At 68.6% G+C, this 13,464-nt stretch carries 15 protein-coding genes and 1 pseudogene; 4 read left to right on the top strand and 12 right to left on the bottom strand.

Features of this window, described 5'->3' with window-relative positions:
• Positions 1-112: 112 nt before the first annotated feature.
• The 5 genes and pseudogenes from J7I98_RS22410 to J7I98_RS41220 form a co-directional block, all read right to left on the bottom strand.
• Positions 113-595, bottom strand: a complete 483-nt coding sequence (locus tag J7I98_RS22410) for a hypothetical protein (RefSeq protein ID WP_214923619.1) — start codon at positions 593-595, stop codon at positions 113-115.
• Positions 586-867 carry a hypothetical protein gene (locus J7I98_RS22405; RefSeq protein ID WP_251021016.1) on the bottom strand — a complete coding sequence of 94 codons (282 nt, stop codon included), beginning with the start codon at positions 865-867 and terminating at the stop codon, positions 586-588. The genes J7I98_RS22410 and J7I98_RS22405 overlap by 10 nt, the downstream gene beginning before the upstream one ends.
• Positions 868-1,744: 877 nt before the next feature.
• On the bottom strand, positions 1,745-2,752 hold the full coding sequence (locus tag J7I98_RS22400) for an NAD(P)H-dependent glycerol-3-phosphate dehydrogenase (RefSeq protein WP_308377893.1): 1,008 nt from the start codon (positions 2,750-2,752) through the stop codon (positions 1,745-1,747).
• 489 nt (positions 2,753-3,241) lie between these two features.
• Positions 3,242-3,805: a cysteine hydrolase family protein gene (locus tag J7I98_RS22395; protein WP_214923612.1), complete on the bottom strand. Its 564-nt coding sequence runs from the start codon at positions 3,803-3,805 to the stop codon at positions 3,242-3,244.
• A 93-nt stretch (positions 3,806-3,898) separates the two neighbouring features.
• Positions 3,899-4,384 (bottom strand): annotated as a pseudogene (locus J7I98_RS41220) (transposase); the annotation flags it as partial.
• A gap of 209 nt (positions 4,385-4,593) precedes the next feature.
• Here J7I98_RS41220 and J7I98_RS22385 point away from each other — a divergent pair.
• The gene (locus tag J7I98_RS22385; protein WP_214923609.1) at positions 4,594-5,514 is read left to right on the top strand and encodes an IS3 family transposase; all 921 of its coding nucleotides are present in this window, start codon (positions 4,594-4,596) and stop codon (positions 5,512-5,514) included.
• 430 nt (positions 5,515-5,944) lie between these two features.
• Here the strand turns inward: J7I98_RS22385 and mmuM are convergent, their stop codons facing one another.
• Positions 5,945-6,841 carry a homocysteine S-methyltransferase gene (gene mmuM / locus J7I98_RS22380; RefSeq protein WP_214923606.1) on the bottom strand — a complete coding sequence of 299 codons (897 nt, stop codon included), beginning with the start codon at positions 6,839-6,841 and terminating at the stop codon, positions 5,945-5,947.
• Between the two features lie 8 nt (positions 6,842-6,849).
• Positions 6,850-7,773, bottom strand: a complete 924-nt coding sequence (locus J7I98_RS22375; RefSeq protein ID WP_214923594.1) for an LLM class F420-dependent oxidoreductase — start codon at positions 7,771-7,773, stop codon at positions 6,850-6,852.
• Between the two features lie 245 nt (positions 7,774-8,018).
• Here J7I98_RS22375 and J7I98_RS22370 point away from each other — a divergent pair, with 245 nt between their 5' ends.
• The gene (locus J7I98_RS22370) at positions 8,019-8,267 is read left to right on the top strand and encodes a hypothetical protein (RefSeq protein WP_214925226.1); all 249 of its coding nucleotides are present in this window, start codon (positions 8,019-8,021) and stop codon (positions 8,265-8,267) included.
• An 11-nt stretch (positions 8,268-8,278) separates the two neighbouring features.
• Here the strand turns inward: J7I98_RS22370 and J7I98_RS22365 are convergent, their stop codons facing one another.
• From J7I98_RS22365 to J7I98_RS22350, 4 genes are all read right to left on the bottom strand, one after another.
• Positions 8,279-8,806: a DUF6099 family protein gene (locus J7I98_RS22365; RefSeq protein ID WP_214923591.1), complete on the bottom strand. Its 528-nt coding sequence runs from the start codon at positions 8,804-8,806 to the stop codon at positions 8,279-8,281.
• Positions 8,807-8,945: 139 nt separating this feature from the next.
• Positions 8,946-9,281, bottom strand: a complete 336-nt coding sequence (locus J7I98_RS22360; protein ID WP_308377892.1) for a nucleotide pyrophosphohydrolase — start codon at positions 9,279-9,281, stop codon at positions 8,946-8,948.
• A 17-nt stretch (positions 9,282-9,298) separates the two neighbouring features.
• Positions 9,299-10,459: an ATP-binding protein gene (locus tag J7I98_RS22355; protein ID WP_214923564.1), complete on the bottom strand. Its 1,161-nt coding sequence runs from the start codon at positions 10,457-10,459 to the stop codon at positions 9,299-9,301.
• 55 nt (positions 10,460-10,514) lie between these two features.
• Positions 10,515-10,901: a cell division protein SepF gene (locus tag J7I98_RS22350; protein WP_214923562.1), complete on the bottom strand. Its 387-nt coding sequence runs from the start codon at positions 10,899-10,901 to the stop codon at positions 10,515-10,517.
• Positions 10,902-11,117: 216 nt separating this feature from the next.
• Between J7I98_RS22350 and J7I98_RS22345 the strand changes: the two genes are divergently transcribed.
• Positions 11,118-11,348, top strand: coding sequence for a DUF6480 family protein (locus J7I98_RS22345; protein ID WP_214923559.1), 231 nt, complete (start codon positions 11,118-11,120; stop codon positions 11,346-11,348).
• A gap of 75 nt (positions 11,349-11,423) precedes the next feature.
• Positions 11,424-12,152, top strand: coding sequence for a TetR/AcrR family transcriptional regulator (locus J7I98_RS22340; protein WP_214923556.1), 729 nt, complete (start codon positions 11,424-11,426; stop codon positions 12,150-12,152).
• A gap of 19 nt (positions 12,153-12,171) precedes the next feature.
• On the opposite strand, the gene J7I98_RS22335 is transcribed toward J7I98_RS22340, so the two are convergent.
• Positions 12,172-13,449, bottom strand: coding sequence for an acetyl-CoA carboxylase biotin carboxylase subunit family protein (locus tag J7I98_RS22335; protein WP_214923553.1), 1,278 nt, complete (start codon positions 13,447-13,449; stop codon positions 12,172-12,174).
• Between the last annotated feature and the right edge of the window lie 15 nt (positions 13,450-13,464).

The raw sequence follows: 13,464 nt of genomic DNA, 5'->3' as shown, positions 1-13,464 counted from the left end.
GACGCCCAGCGGGGCCAAACTCAAGCGCTCAGTGGCTTCCCACTGGAGAAGTCAATCCTCGGGACCTGTGCTGGGCTCCGAGCGGACCGCGTCCGGGGAGGACTGACGTTGATCAGCGGGTCGGGAAGGATGCCAGCGCAAGATCCCACTCGTCAGCCGCGTGAAGGAGCGCAGCCGTATCCACCCGCACCTTCACCACGTACTGGTATAGGTCCGCTCCGTCATCACCCTGCTGCCATGGGGGTGCCGCTTCCAAAGACAGGTGAACACGGAGCACTGCCCCACCCTTGCTTCGGTCGGCGAGGCTGAAGGCCAGGACCGGCTCGACGAACCACGTGTCCGGGGACAACTCGCCGTCGGCATCAGGTCCGGTCACAGCCACCGCCCCCGCTGCTACCGCGCGCAGCCAGGCGGCCACCTCACGCGCTTCATCGGTCAGCAGACAGGGATCGGCAAAGGACCAGCTGCCCTCGGGAGTCGTCACTGCACCACCGATGACCAGCCAGTTGTCGTCGTACGAGTCGCCCCTGACCGCGGGGAACTGGTAGCGCAGCGGACGGAGCTCGACACTGCTTGCATGATCACTCAATCGCACTGGCGCAGGATGTCATGAGCCCTCCCGGCTCTGCACAGTGCGGGCCAAGGATCAGGGCGACGCCGCGACAAGACGTCGGGCCCTCCGCCGCGCCACTCGAAGAGTTTGGCGTCGTCGAGCTGGACCTGCTCCGGGTCGAGGCCGGCGCGGCGGAGGAACTCACAGAGATCTGAGGGCGCGTAGGCGATCCCGAGGAACTCTCCGTCAATCCGCACCCGCCGGCCGCCGGTCGGGGCCGGCGGCTCGACGATCACTCGCACACGGTGGTCCATGCCGTCATCATGCGCGCGGCGCTCCGTCCTCGCTCTCTGGCCGATGCCAGACGGACGGCTGGGACTCCGGGACACCTACTGCCCCCCGGAAATGGGGCGAGCCAATCACGCTTTGAGGTCGTCTCAGCGACCGAAACGGATGGCTTCCTGCAGCTCTAGCAGCGGCTGGGGGATACCTCGTACGTCCTCGCTAGCGGCCAGCAGCGCGTGCATGACCGCCAACATGGCGTTGACGTTGGCGCGCTGGGCGGGTGGCTTTATTCACGAGAAGCGGTTCTGGCTCAACTTGTGTGGAGGGAGCCCTCACTGTGGCGCCTGGGTCTACCAGGGCTGTGCTGACCTGCACGGAGTCGAGCACAGCCGTTCTGGAACCCGACAGCTCCACACAACTTGGGCCAGAACCAACTCGGGTTCTGGATCAACTTCTGGATGCTGTTGGTGATCTTGTCGGGACCCTTGGAGCCGTGCTGTTACACCCCGCGCGGCGTGCCGGGCTTGTAGCCAATGAACGTGCTCTCATGCTGTCTTCGGCCAGCGTCCTGGCTTCCCGGGCCGACGGCTGACCAGCGACCACTGGAACGCAACGGCGCTCGCGCCGAAGATCACCAACAGCATCCATTCCGTGAAAGATCTTGCTGGTCTCGCGCCATCCGGCGGAACGAGTCGCATGACCAGCACCGATCAGGAGTTGCATGGGCCCCGGGAAGCCGCACTCAAGATCGCTCACGGAATGTGTGCCAGAACCTGAGTTACGAGAGCGCCTGTTGCTCAGCCGCGAGAGCACCCTCGTCCGCGCCGAACAGACCGCCGCCGCGGGCTGACCGAACCACACCACAACCCTGGGTGGCCTGACAGCAATGAAAGACTTTCAGGGGGTTCAGTGGCGTTCGGGCTTCGACGACCGCGACATCAGCTCCTCCACGGCCACCTGCGGAGGCTTTCCGCCGTGAACGATGTCGACCACTGTCTCGGTGATCGGCATATCGACGCCGTGACGTCGGCCGAGATCCAGCACCGACTTGCAGGACGTGACACCCTCTGCCGTCTGCCTTGTGGCAGCGACGGTCTCTTGCAGCGTCATCCCGCGCCCCAGATGGGTGCCGAAGGTGTTGTTGCGGGACAGTGGCGAGGCACACGTGGCAACCAGGTCGCCCATGCCGGCCAGACCCGCGAAAGTGTGCGGGTCGGCGCCCATCGCCTGGCCGAGGCGCGTGGTCTCGGCCAGACCGCGGGTGATCAGCGATGCCTTCGTGTTGTCTCCCATGCCCATACCGCCCGCGATGCCGACGGCCAGGCCAATGACGTTCTTCGCCGCGCCACCGATCTCGCAGCCCACCACGTCCGCATTCGTATAGGGACGGTAGTAGCCGGTGTGGCAGACCGCCTGGAGCCGCTGCGCAACGTCTTTGCTCTTGCAGGCCACGACGCACGCGGCTGGCTGGCGGTGGACGATCTCGCCAGCCAAGTTGGGGCCGGACACGACAGCTATCCGCTCCGGGCCCGCGCCCGTGACTTCTGCGATGACCTCACTCATCAGCTTGGCCGTGCCGAGTTCAACGCCTTTCATCAGGCTGACCAGTACCGTAATATCCACGTCGATCACTGATGACCAGGCAGCAAGGTTGGCGCGCAGCGTCTGCGAGGGCACGGCGAGTAGTGCGAACTCGGCCTCGGCTGCGGCCTTCGCCGGGTCGGTCGTGGCCGTGATCCCGGAGGGCAGGTCGAGGTCGGGAAAGTACTCGGGGTTCCGGCCGGTGGTGTTGATGGTGTCAACCAGCTCCGGGCGTCGCGCCCATAGGGAGACCTCGCACCCCGCGTCAGCCAGGATCATGGCGAACACGGTCCCCCAGGACCCTGCCCCGAATACAGCGATGCGGGTCGTCACCGACCGGCCTCCCTCCCCTTGCGCCGCCCGGGCGGCGGCGCGCTTCGGGACGAAGCATACGAGGCGCCTTGCGGCGCAAGGTTCCGCCAGTGGCGCTGGTCGTTCTGCCAACGCTCCTTCGGTTGGCCCGCAGCAGTGGTGTCGATTCTCAGCGATATCTGGTGGCTCTGCGACCGACAACCGCTGCTGAGACTCAGGTTCTGGCACACATTCCGGATGCTGTTGGTGATCTTCGGCGCGAGCGCCGTTGCGTTCCAGTGGTCGCTGGTCAGCCGTCGGCCCGGGAAGCCAGGACGCTGGCCGAAGACAGCATGAGAGCACGTTCATTGGCTACAAGCCCGGCACGCCGCGCGGGGTGTAACAGCACGGCTCCAAGGGTCCCGACAAGATCACCAACAGCATCACTTCTGTGGAGGGTGCACGCCGAGTAACAACTGAGGAAGCTTGCCCAGAAACCGGCGTGCACACCAGGCTCTGATCAGGTACGGGTCAGCCAGCGTCCGCCGTGAACGTCACCTCTGCTGTATCGACGGTCTTTGCGCGGCGTCCGGGTGCGCCTTGCCACTGCCAGTAGAGGTTGGTGTGCGCGATCACCTGGTTCGGGGCTGGCGCGCCGTACTCGCTGAGGTCCTGCGTCGTATGTGCGTCGCTGACCAGCGTCACGTCGTACCCGCGGACGAAGGCCCCGTGAAGAGTCGCGCGGATGCACCCGTCGCTCTGGGCACCCGTCACGACGAGCTGGCCCACCCCACGCTCGGCGAGCAGCGCCTCCAACGCAGTGCCCTCAAACGAGTCACCGTAGGTCTTGTGGACGAGAGGCTCCGCATCTCGGCGAACCAGCTCCGACACGTACTGCCAGGGCTCGCTGTCCCGCTCGAGACCGTCGTCGGAATGCTGCACCCAGACCACGGGTACGTCCTCAGCGCGAGCCTTGCCCACCAGTGTGTTGATGTTCGCGATCACGCCATCGCGGTCATGGGCGCCTGCCACCACCCCGTTCTGGACGTCGATGACGAGCAGCGCGGTGTTCGGCCGATCGGGCAGGGTTGTCAAGGGGAACTCCTGTTTATCGTCACGGATCCTGTGTCGCCCACACAGTAGGCCGGGCCACCGACAGTGGCACGGCCGTACGAGCTGTAGGTCAGCTCACGCCAGGAGGACTCGCTTCCGGAGAAGTCGGAAGCCGGCACGACCGAACATTTGGCGCTTGAGCATCTTGATTCGGTTGACATGGCCTTCGACGACGCCCGAGTTCCAGGGCAGGGTCAGACCGGCGGTCACGGCGTCTCGGTCACGGTAGATTCCGGCGGCAAGGGTGTGGAGGCTGGGCAGGTCATCCTGCCGGACGGCGTCGAGCCAGTCCGGCAGACGTTCGCCTCGGCGCTCGACGAGCATCGTTGCGAAGGACCGGACGTGCCGGGTGAGGGCGTCGAGTTCGGGGCAGTGCGTACGGACAGTCTTGAGCTGGAGCTGCTCGGACTCGGTGAGGGTTTCCGGACGGCGGAGGATCCATCCGGCGACGGCCCGGGCCGAAGGCGGCCTGGCGGTCACCGGCCGCGGTGAGGTGCGCTTGTCGTGCAGGTAGGCGCGAACGCGCTGGTAGCTGCCCTTGTAGCCGAGCGGCGCGATCTCCCCCTTTGCGAACGTAGGCACCACGGCTATCCCCGACCCGGGCACCGTTGAGTCTGCCTGTGGCTCCTGAGGAGGCGTCTCGACATCGCCGAGCCAGCCGTGCGTGACATCGACGAACACCTTGGCGGAGCTTCCATGTGCCGTTGGCCGGGGAGGAGCTGGCATCCACCGTGTAGGGAGCGTGATGTCCTCAAACGCTGCATGGTCCTGTGGGTGAAGTAGCCGTGGCGGACCCGGCCCAAGTGGTCGGGGTGATCGGCGACTTCAGGACCGAGCACGGCATTTCGCACCGCGTCTCGTGTCGTGCTTTGGGCGTGAGCGAGTCGTGGTTCTACAAGCACCGCACCCGCACGCCCACCCGGCGGGAAGTACGCCGCCAACGTCTGGCCGAGGCGGTGACCGAGGAGTTCACTGCCTCCGGCGGCATCTACGGCTCGCCGAAGATCTGGATCCAGCTGGTGCGACAGGGCTGGCGCATCTCGGTGAACACCATCGCCAAGCTCATGGCCGAACTCGGCCTGGTGGCCCGAAGGGTGCGTCAACGGCGGGGGCTGACCCGGCCCGGCAAGCGGCCGGCCGCCCCGGACTTCGTGCGCCGCGACTTCAGCGCCGAGGACCCCGACCTGGTGTGGTGCGGCGACATGACGGAGATCGTAACCGGCGAGGGGAAGCTGTATCTGGCCACGGTCATCGACCTGTTCTCCCGTCGCCTGCTCGGTTACGCGATGGGCCCGCGGCACGACGCCGACCTGGTGGTCGCCGCGCTGCACATGGCCGCAGCCACCCGCGGCGGCGATGTCCGCGGGGTGATCTTCCACAGCGACCGCGGGAGCAAATACGGCTCACGGAGATTCCGCCGCGCTTGCCGAAAGCTGGGCGTCTTCCAGTCCATGGGCCGCGTCGGATCGTGCTTCGACAACGCCGTCAGCGAGGCGTTCAACAGCGTCCTCAAGGTCGAGTACGTCCACCGGCACACTTTCGCCACCCGCACCGAGGCCCGGATCCGGATTGCTACCTGGATCACCGACTTCTACAACACACGCCGGTTGCACAGCGTGTGCGGCTTCACGAGCCCGATCGACTACGAACACGGCTACTGGGCCAGCCTCGACAAGGCGCTGCCTGCATAAGAAGGTCTCCACGATTCGGGGGGATTGACAAGAACACCGATCACGGCACGAGCCCTTGCCGACACCCGGGTGCACCCGGCGCGTGCGTACACCGAGGCCCCTCGCATACACAACGCTCAGCCCCCTCCGGACACTTCGCACTATACGAAAGTACATAGCCGGAGGTGACTGGACAGCGGCAAGGCGGAGAGCGCAGCCCCATAAGGGAGCATGTCCCTCTATAGCAGTGCGGCGAGAGACCGATTCGTGCGACGGTTTCCTGGTTAGAACGCCCCGGATTCGACCCCGCCAGAATGTCCGCACTAAAAAACCGGCCCTGACCTGGGACAAGTCAGGGCGGCAGACGAGTCGGACTGTACGTCAGGAACACGCGTCAGAGTATTGCCCGCTTCACCCGCCCTGACCATGGGTTTATCCCCCTTCCTTCATTTCACAGCAGCCGGGCGAGCTCGGCGATCTCCCCCGGCCCGACCCGGCAGCAGCCGCCGACCAGCCGGGCCCCGGAAGCCCGCCACGCGCCCACCCGCGCAGGGTCGTACGTCCCCCCGCCACGCCATCTCCTCCGCTCCGCGTCCCACTGCTCGCCGCTGTTCGGATAGACGACGACCGGCTTCCCGGTCACCGACGCCGCGAGCTCCACCGCCCGGTCCACGTCACGCGGCGCGCAGCAGTTGACCCCCACGGCGATCACCTGGTCGTTCCCCTCGGCCACCGCGAAGGCCGCGTCCAGCCGCTGGCCGGCCCGGGTGCGCTCGCCCGCGATGCTGTACGAGAGCCAGACGGGCACCCCGCACCCCTCGGCGGCCGCCAGCAGCGCCTCCGCCTCATCGGTGTCGGGCACCGTCTCCAGCGCGAGCACATCGGGCCCCGCCGCGACGAGGGCTTCGATCCGCGGCCGGTGGAAGCGCTCCAGCCCCAGCAACGACAGGCCGTACCGCCCGCGGTATTCGCTGCCGTCGGCGAGCATCGCCCCGTAGGGACCGACCGAGGCCGCCACCCACACCTCCCGGTCCACGGACTCCCCTGCCTCCCGGGCCAGTTCGACGCTGCGCGCCAGCAGCCCCGCGGCCTCGCTCCGCCCGACGCCCCGCCGCGCGAAGCCCTCGAACGTCGCCTGATAGCTGGAGGTGATCAACACCTGCGCGCCGGCCCTCACATACGCCGCGTGCGCCGCCGCGATCTGCTCCGGGCCGTCGGCGAGCAGCCGCGCCGACCAGAGCTCGTCGGACAGGTCGCAGCCCTGCGCCTCCAGCTGGTTGGACAGACCGCCGTCGAGGACGACGGTGGTGTCGGCGATGGCGACGGCGAGAGTACGGACGGGCTGCACGGGGGCTCCTAGCTCAGCTGGGACTGGACCTGCGAGGAGATCAGCTCAAGGTGGTCGAGATCGTCCAGGTCGAGCATCTGGAGGTAGACCCGGGACGCACCGATCGCGCCGTACTGGCCGATCTTGTCGACCACCTCGGCGGGCGAGCCTGCCAGCCCGTTCGCCTTGAGCTCCTCCACGTCACGCCCAATGGCCGCCGCCCGCCGCGCCACCTCCATGTCGTCCTTGCCCACACACACCACCAGCGCGTTGGAATACACCAGGTCGTCCGGCTTCCGCCCGGCCTTCTCGGCGGCCGCCCTGACCCGCCCGAACTGCCTCTCGCTGTCCTCCAGCGAGGCGAAGGGGATATTGAACTCGTCGGCGTACTGCGCGGCCAGCCTCGGCGTCCGGGTCGCACCGTGCCCGCCGATCAGCACCGGCACCTTGGACTGGGCGGGCTTGGGCAGCGCGGGCGAGTCGGTCAGCTGGTAGTACGTCCCGTCGTAGCTGAACGTCCTGCCCACCTCGGTCGCCCACAGCCCGGTGACGATGGCCAGCTGCTCCTCCAGCCTGCCGAACTTCTCCTTCGGGAACGGAATGCCGTAAGCCCGATGCTCCTCCTCGAACCAGCCTGCTCCCAGGCCCAGTTCGACCCGGCCACCCGACATCTGGTCGACCTGTGCGACCTGGATCGCCAGCACGCCCGGCAGGCGGAACGTACCTGCCGTCATCAGCGTCCCGAGCCGGATGCGCCTGGTCTCGCGGGCAAGCCCGGCCAGCGTGATCCAGGCGTCGGTCGGCCCGGGCAGACCGTCGCCCGGCCCCATGTGCAGATAGTGGTCAGAGCGGTAGAAGGCATCGAATCCGAGGTCCTCGGCGGCCTTGGCAACGCTGAGCAGGGTGTCGTAGCTCGCCCCTTGCTGGGGCTCCGTGAAGATTCGAAGATCCATGCTTCCATCCTGCACCTTCGAACTGTCGTCAACCCCGCCTTCCTCGCCCGTCCCCCTCATGCTCGGTCGGGTGAACTTCCGTCCCCCGACGGCCCGCGCACGACCCCGCCAGCGACCGGTGCCCGGGGTGATCGTTGGCTCGGGCGGAGCCGGACCGCCCGGCCCGCGCGCCGGCGGCCGCTGTCGGCGCGTCGCACGCGACACCGCTCTCCCCCGCGGGGAGGGCCAGGGCCGAGGAGGCCGCCATGTCCCAGGAATCCGTGCCGGAACAGGCCGTACCCCAGCAGCATCCGGGAGCGCCCAAGGGCCTGCTCCAGCAGATGGAGGAACTGATGGCGGCACTGACCGCCGACATCTCGCAGCTCGACGCCGATCTGCAGTCCTCCGGCGACCGCCCGCCGACCGCCGGAGACGACAACACCGGTGACAGCACCCGGTCCAGCACCGGCGACAACACCGGCTCCGGCAGCCCGGTCGGCGGCCGCTCCTCCTGAAGGGGGCCTCTTCATGACGGCTCCGTCGCCGAGTCGCGAGCAGCGCTGCGCATCCTGTCCTGCTCCCGCACCGTGAGCCGGCGCAACATCCCGCGCACCCGGTCACTCGACTCGTCGGCGGCGTCGATCCCCTCGATGCACTGCCAGTAGAGCCCTTCCTCGTCCGTGGCACACGCGACCCCGACGAGCGCGATTCCCACCTCGCCCAGCAGCCCTCCGAGACCCGTCAACGCCCCACGGATGTCGGCCACTTCGGATAATTGCGCGGCCCGCGGCAGGATGTCCGGGGGCTGTCCCCCGGTGAAGCCCATTCCCCCGGCCCGCAGCGCCGGTCCTTCGAACACCCCGCAGCCCCGGCCGCCCACCTCACTGAGCCCGCGCGCCTCGCCTCTCAGCTCCGGCGGTCCGCTCACCGCCAGTTGGCCGCCGATCGCCTGAGCCAGTGCCTGTGCCTGCCATGCCTCCACCAGGATGTCCAGCGCTGCCCGGCTCTGCGCCAGCGCTGCCCGGCTCTGCCCGATGAGCCTTACCGCGTCCATGCGCCGCCCCCGTCCGTACGATGGCCCGCGTCTTTCGCGTACCGTTCTCCTATCCACTACCCAGAGTGAGTGTGTGGGTACCAGAACGCCAGAGCTATGGCGAAATCTGTGGACACCAAGAGGGTTTCGGATAAGTTGCTCACTCCGAAGAGTGACGATCCTTTGTTTCCGGCACCGGAAACCGCAGCTCGTTCCGGTCAATCTTGGCGGCCAGGGCCGCCAGCACATCAATCCCCAGCACCTCACTGAACTGCAGCAAGTACGCCAGAACGTCCGCGACCTCGTCCGCCACCCTGTGCGCGGACGTCGGATCCTCCATCACCCGCGCCGACTCCTCGGGTGTCAACCACTGGAAGATCTCCACCAGTTCGGACGCCTCCACGCTCAGCGCCACCGCCAGATTCTTCGGCGTGTGGTACGGCTCCCAGCCCCGCGCCGCCGCGAATTCGGCCAGCCTGCGCTGCAGTGCCTTCACATCGTGTTGTTCGCTCGTCACGGCCCCAGGTCTACCACCGTCACCCCGTCCGCCCCGCGCGTGTACGCCCCGTCCGCGACCGTCCCCACCAGCCTGATGTGCCCGTCCGCGCAGATCGCCGCCGCCAGCGCCGCCAGTTCCCGTGTCTGCGTCCCGTCCAGGGACCGGTCGAAGCCGTCCGCGAGGACGGTGAGCGCCTGCATCGCCGAAGGCACCTCCGCGACGGTGTCCATGGCCAGCACTCCGGGCCCGGTCAGCAGCACCAGCGCGAGCGCCAGATACCTCAACTCGCCGTCCCCGAGCCGGCCGAGCGGCGTGGCCCGCAGTGCCCCGCCCCGGCCCAGCAGCGCCCGTACCTTCCCGTCCGCGAGCTCCTCCACCGTCAGCGCCTCCACCGGCCCGGCGCACCCGGAGCGCGCCATGGCCGCAAGCCGCGCATGCCGCTTGGTGCACTGGGTGTGCGTACGCCGCAGAACCTCCGCGAGGTTGTCACAGCCGCGCCGCAGCCTGGCGTCGCCCATCGCCACCGGTTCCCGCATCCGCGAGGGCTGCGGATCGCACGCGAACACCGAGCGCAGCGCGACCACCACCTGCTCGGCGGCGGCAAGCACCCTCAGCTGCCCCGCCGTCGTGCCGGCCACGCGCAGGGGCAGCAGCGCGGTCCCGAGCCGGTCGTCGGGCAGCGGCGCCCGCGTCACCGGCACCGTGCCCGCCGTATGCCAGGCCGCCTGAACGGTGCTGCGCCCGGGGTCGACCAGAGCGGTGGTGAGCAGGGTCTGCCCGTCACACGTCAAACGCTCGCCGACGATGCGGAGTTCCGGTTCGGCCTGTACGGCGAGATCCAGGCGTACGGGGCCCACGGGCCCGTCGACGGTGCAGCCGATCCGGAACCCCCGCCGCCCCTGGCGGTCGGGACCCGCCCGCTCGGGCACGCACCCCGCCGCGTCCGGGAACACCGCCCCCAGCGCGGCACCACCACCGAGACGGGCCAGCGCCTCGTACATATGGAGGACGCTCGACTTGCCGCTGCCGCTGGCCCCGGAGAAGAGCGTGACCGGGCCGAGCGGAAACACCGCGCCGCGGTGCGACTTGTAAGCGGAGAGCCGCAGTTCGGTGACGGTGGGGGCACGGTGTTCTGCGGGGGACCCGGGGGCTGTGGCCCGGGAAAGCACGGTCATGGCCGGACGGTATGCAGCTACGGAGCTGCCGAACCGTTCCGCCCGGCAGACCTTCCTACGATTGAGGGACGGCGGCGGCCTCGGCCCCCTCGACCTCCATGCCGACCGGCGCCAGGAGGAAGACGTTCCGGTCGACGCGGTGCATCCCGCTGCCGAGTCCGAAGACCACGCCGCTGCTGAAGTCCAGGATCCTTTTGGCCACATCGGTGTCGGCGGCGGTCAGGTCCAGAAGCACGGGTATCTGCGCGACGAGGTATTCGGCGACCTCACGCGCGTCCGCGAAGACCTGCACGCGCAGCACGACCATCCGCCGCTGCTCGGCGGCGTACTCCTGCGGCAGCGTGTGGTGATCGACTCTGGAGGGCCACTCGTTCCTGCTGCGCAGCGGCAGTACCTGGGCGAGCCCGTCCCACTGCTCGTCGGTGACGTCGTACCTGCTCACCGGACCACCCGGCCCACGTGCTGTATCTGCATCCGGCCATTCTCCCGCCCCTCACCCGTTCGGCCCAACAGCGACACGGCTGTGCCGCGCGCCAATTCAGGCGCGGGATATGCGCGGGATGTCCGTCCAGGTACGCCACCCGGCCGATCCCCCCGTCTCCGCCGGTCACCACTGCCGTGCGCTGTTTAGAAACCCGGTGACGGGCACCTTCACGGCATGAACACCGACAATCCTGACCCCGACCCCCGTAAGACTCCCGGACTGGAAGCCGGAGGCTCGGTGCCCCCCGATGAGACCCCGCCCGGCGAGGCGAGCACGGCCTCAGGATCCGGTCCGGGCGTCGAACCACCGCGCGACTGGGCCAGGGGGCCGCTCATCGCCATTGTGATCATTACCGCGCTCTGTGCGGCGTTCTTCCTGGTCTTCGCACTGAGCCTCGCGCTCTGACCGGCAAACACCCTTCGTATTCGCACTCCCGGGCATGCGTAGCGTCGCTACAGCGTGCTTGATAGCGTCATTCTCATGAGCACGCGAGCGCGCATCCTGGAAGTGGCCGCCGATCTGGTCGCGCAGTCTCCGGACGGGGACGTCTCCACCCGGGCGGTCTGCGAGGCGGCGCAGGTCGGCGCACCGGCGCTCTACCGTCACTTCGGTGACAAGGAGGGCCTGCTGTCGGCCGTCGTCGACCACGGTTTCGACAAGTACCTCGCGACGAAGCGGCAGTACGGTCGCGGCGCGGATCCGATCGAGGATCTGCGCAACGGCTGGGACAGTCACGTGGACTTCGCCCTGCGGAACCCGAACCTGTACCGCCTGATGAACTCACCAGCGATGCGCACACCGCCGGCCGCGGCGCTGGAGTCCCACCAGATCCTGACCCGGGACCTGGAACGGGCCGCAGCGCAGGGCAAGCTGAGGCTCGCTCCCGAGCTGGCCGCCCAGATGGTCATGTCGGCCAACGTCGGCGTGGCCCTGATGCTCGTCGCCCGCCCTTCGACCTTCACGGACATGAGCGCATCGACGCGCGTACGGGACGCGGTGCACGCCGCCATTTTCACCCCGGACGTGTCCGCGGGCCAGGGCAGCTCCGACAGCTCCGGGAAGGACGCCGACGCAGCACAAGTGCCGTCCACCGCGGCCCGGTTGAACGCCCTGCTGCGCCGGTCACCGACCTCGCCCCTCAGCGCCGCCGAGACCGGCCTGATGACCGAATGGCTGGACCGGCTGTCCAACAGCCCCAGCGACCGGTGACCTGGCGACGCGACGTGTGTCAGACCGTTCCGGGTTCCGCCGATGCGACGCGGAAGAGGAACGACAGGCCGTTGACCGTCGAGCGTGCACGGGCGAGCGCGTCCTCGGCGTTCGGGGCCGACGCGCGGGCGCGGGCGATGCGGGCGAACGAACCGTGGCCGGTGAGCTGCTCGCCAGGAGTCAGAAGCACCGTGACGTCGGGGTTCGAGCTCGCCTCGTCACCGTCCGCCAGGCCCATGAACGTTCCGGAAGCCTCGGGAGCCGTGTACCAGATGGCCTCGCAGCGCGGGGCGCGGTCGGACTCCAGGATGGCGCGGATGTCCGGAAGGACCTTGTCGCCGAACGCCTGCCGGGTCTGGAAGTCGATCATGTCGACGCCGACCGCGTCCTTGGTCAGGTTGAAGATCTCGTCGCCGCCCACACGCAAGTGGGTCTCGATGATGCGCGGGCCGTCCGCCGTGAGCACGATCTCGGTGTGTGTCGGGCCGAACTCCACGCCCAGGGCGTCGAGGACGCGCCCCACGTGGTCGCCGATCGCTTCCTGGGTGGCCGGGTCCAGCGGTGCCGGCAGGACGTGTCCCAGCTCCACCATGTTCTTGGGGTCCGAGTACTTGCGCGTGATGGCGACCACCACATGCTCGGCCGCCTCCGAGAACGCCTCCACGCTGTACTGCGGGCCACTGTGGTACTGCTCCGCCAGGACTCCGAGCCGGGCGATGCCCGGGAAGTCCGCGGTCGCCGTACGGTAGGCCGCCGCGGCCTCCTCCGGGGAGTGGACGAGGGTGACGCCGAAGCTCGCCGTGCCGGCTGTCGGCTTCACGATGAAGGGGTATCCGGCGCTCTCGCCGAACGCCAGCAGGTCCGCCTCGCCGTACGCACGGCCTGCGGCCGTGTCCTCCACCCCCGCCTCACGCAGCTGCTCACGCATCGCGTGCTTGTCCTGCACCAGGCGCACCGTTTCGGGGCTGTGGGTGGCGACACCGAGGACCGCGCCCACAGCGGCGGCACGGTCCTGGTCGTGCTCCCAGAAGGTGGTGATCCGGGTGACCGGCTCAAGCTCATGAACGGTGCGCGCCAGCGCGACGACCTCGTCCATCGGGGCGTCCTGGCGCACGGCGAGGACCCGCAGATAGTTACCCGACTCGGTGATCCGGGACAGGTGCTCGGGACGGCAGATCACCGAGATACGAGCCGACTCGTCCAGGGCCCGCAGGCGTGCGGCGAAGTCGAGGCGGGGGCCGATCGCGAACAGCAGGAAATGGTCCGGCGTGGAGGCCGGGTTGAGGTCGTCAGCCATGGCAAGAGCCCTTCA

Origin of the sequence: Streptomyces sp. ISL-98 (assembly GCF_018614055.1) — a bacterium.
GTDB lineage: Bacteria > Actinomycetota > Actinomycetes > Streptomycetales > Streptomycetaceae > Streptomyces > Streptomyces spiramyceticus.
This window is presented reverse-complemented; position numbering and strand designations above follow the sequence as displayed.

Excerpts from the sequence above, each read along its gene's own strand:
- J7I98_RS22405 (WP_251021016.1), bottom strand. The coding sequence starts at position 867 with ATGGACCACCGTGTGCGAGTGATCGTCGAGCCGCCGGCCCCGACCGGC.
- J7I98_RS22375 (WP_214923594.1), bottom strand. The coding sequence starts at position 7,773 with ATGGATCTTCGAATCTTCACGGAGCCCCAGCAAGGGGCGAGCTACGAC.
- J7I98_RS22370 (WP_214925226.1), top strand. The coding sequence starts at position 8,019 with ATGTCCCAGGAATCCGTGCCGGAACAGGCCGTACCCCAGCAGCATCCG.
- J7I98_RS22365 (WP_214923591.1), bottom strand. The coding sequence starts at position 8,806 with ATGGACGCGGTAAGGCTCATCGGGCAGAGCCGGGCAGCGCTGGCGCAG.
- J7I98_RS22355 (WP_214923564.1), bottom strand. The coding sequence starts at position 10,459 with ATGACCGTGCTTTCCCGGGCCACAGCCCCCGGGTCCCCCGCAGAACAC.
- J7I98_RS22345 (WP_214923559.1), top strand. The coding sequence starts at position 11,118 with ATGAACACCGACAATCCTGACCCCGACCCCCGTAAGACTCCCGGACTG.
- J7I98_RS22340 (WP_214923556.1), top strand. The coding sequence starts at position 11,424 with ATGAGCACGCGAGCGCGCATCCTGGAAGTGGCCGCCGATCTGGTCGCG.
- J7I98_RS22335 (WP_214923553.1), bottom strand. The coding sequence starts at position 13,449 with ATGGCTGACGACCTCAACCCGGCCTCCACGCCGGACCATTTCCTGCTG.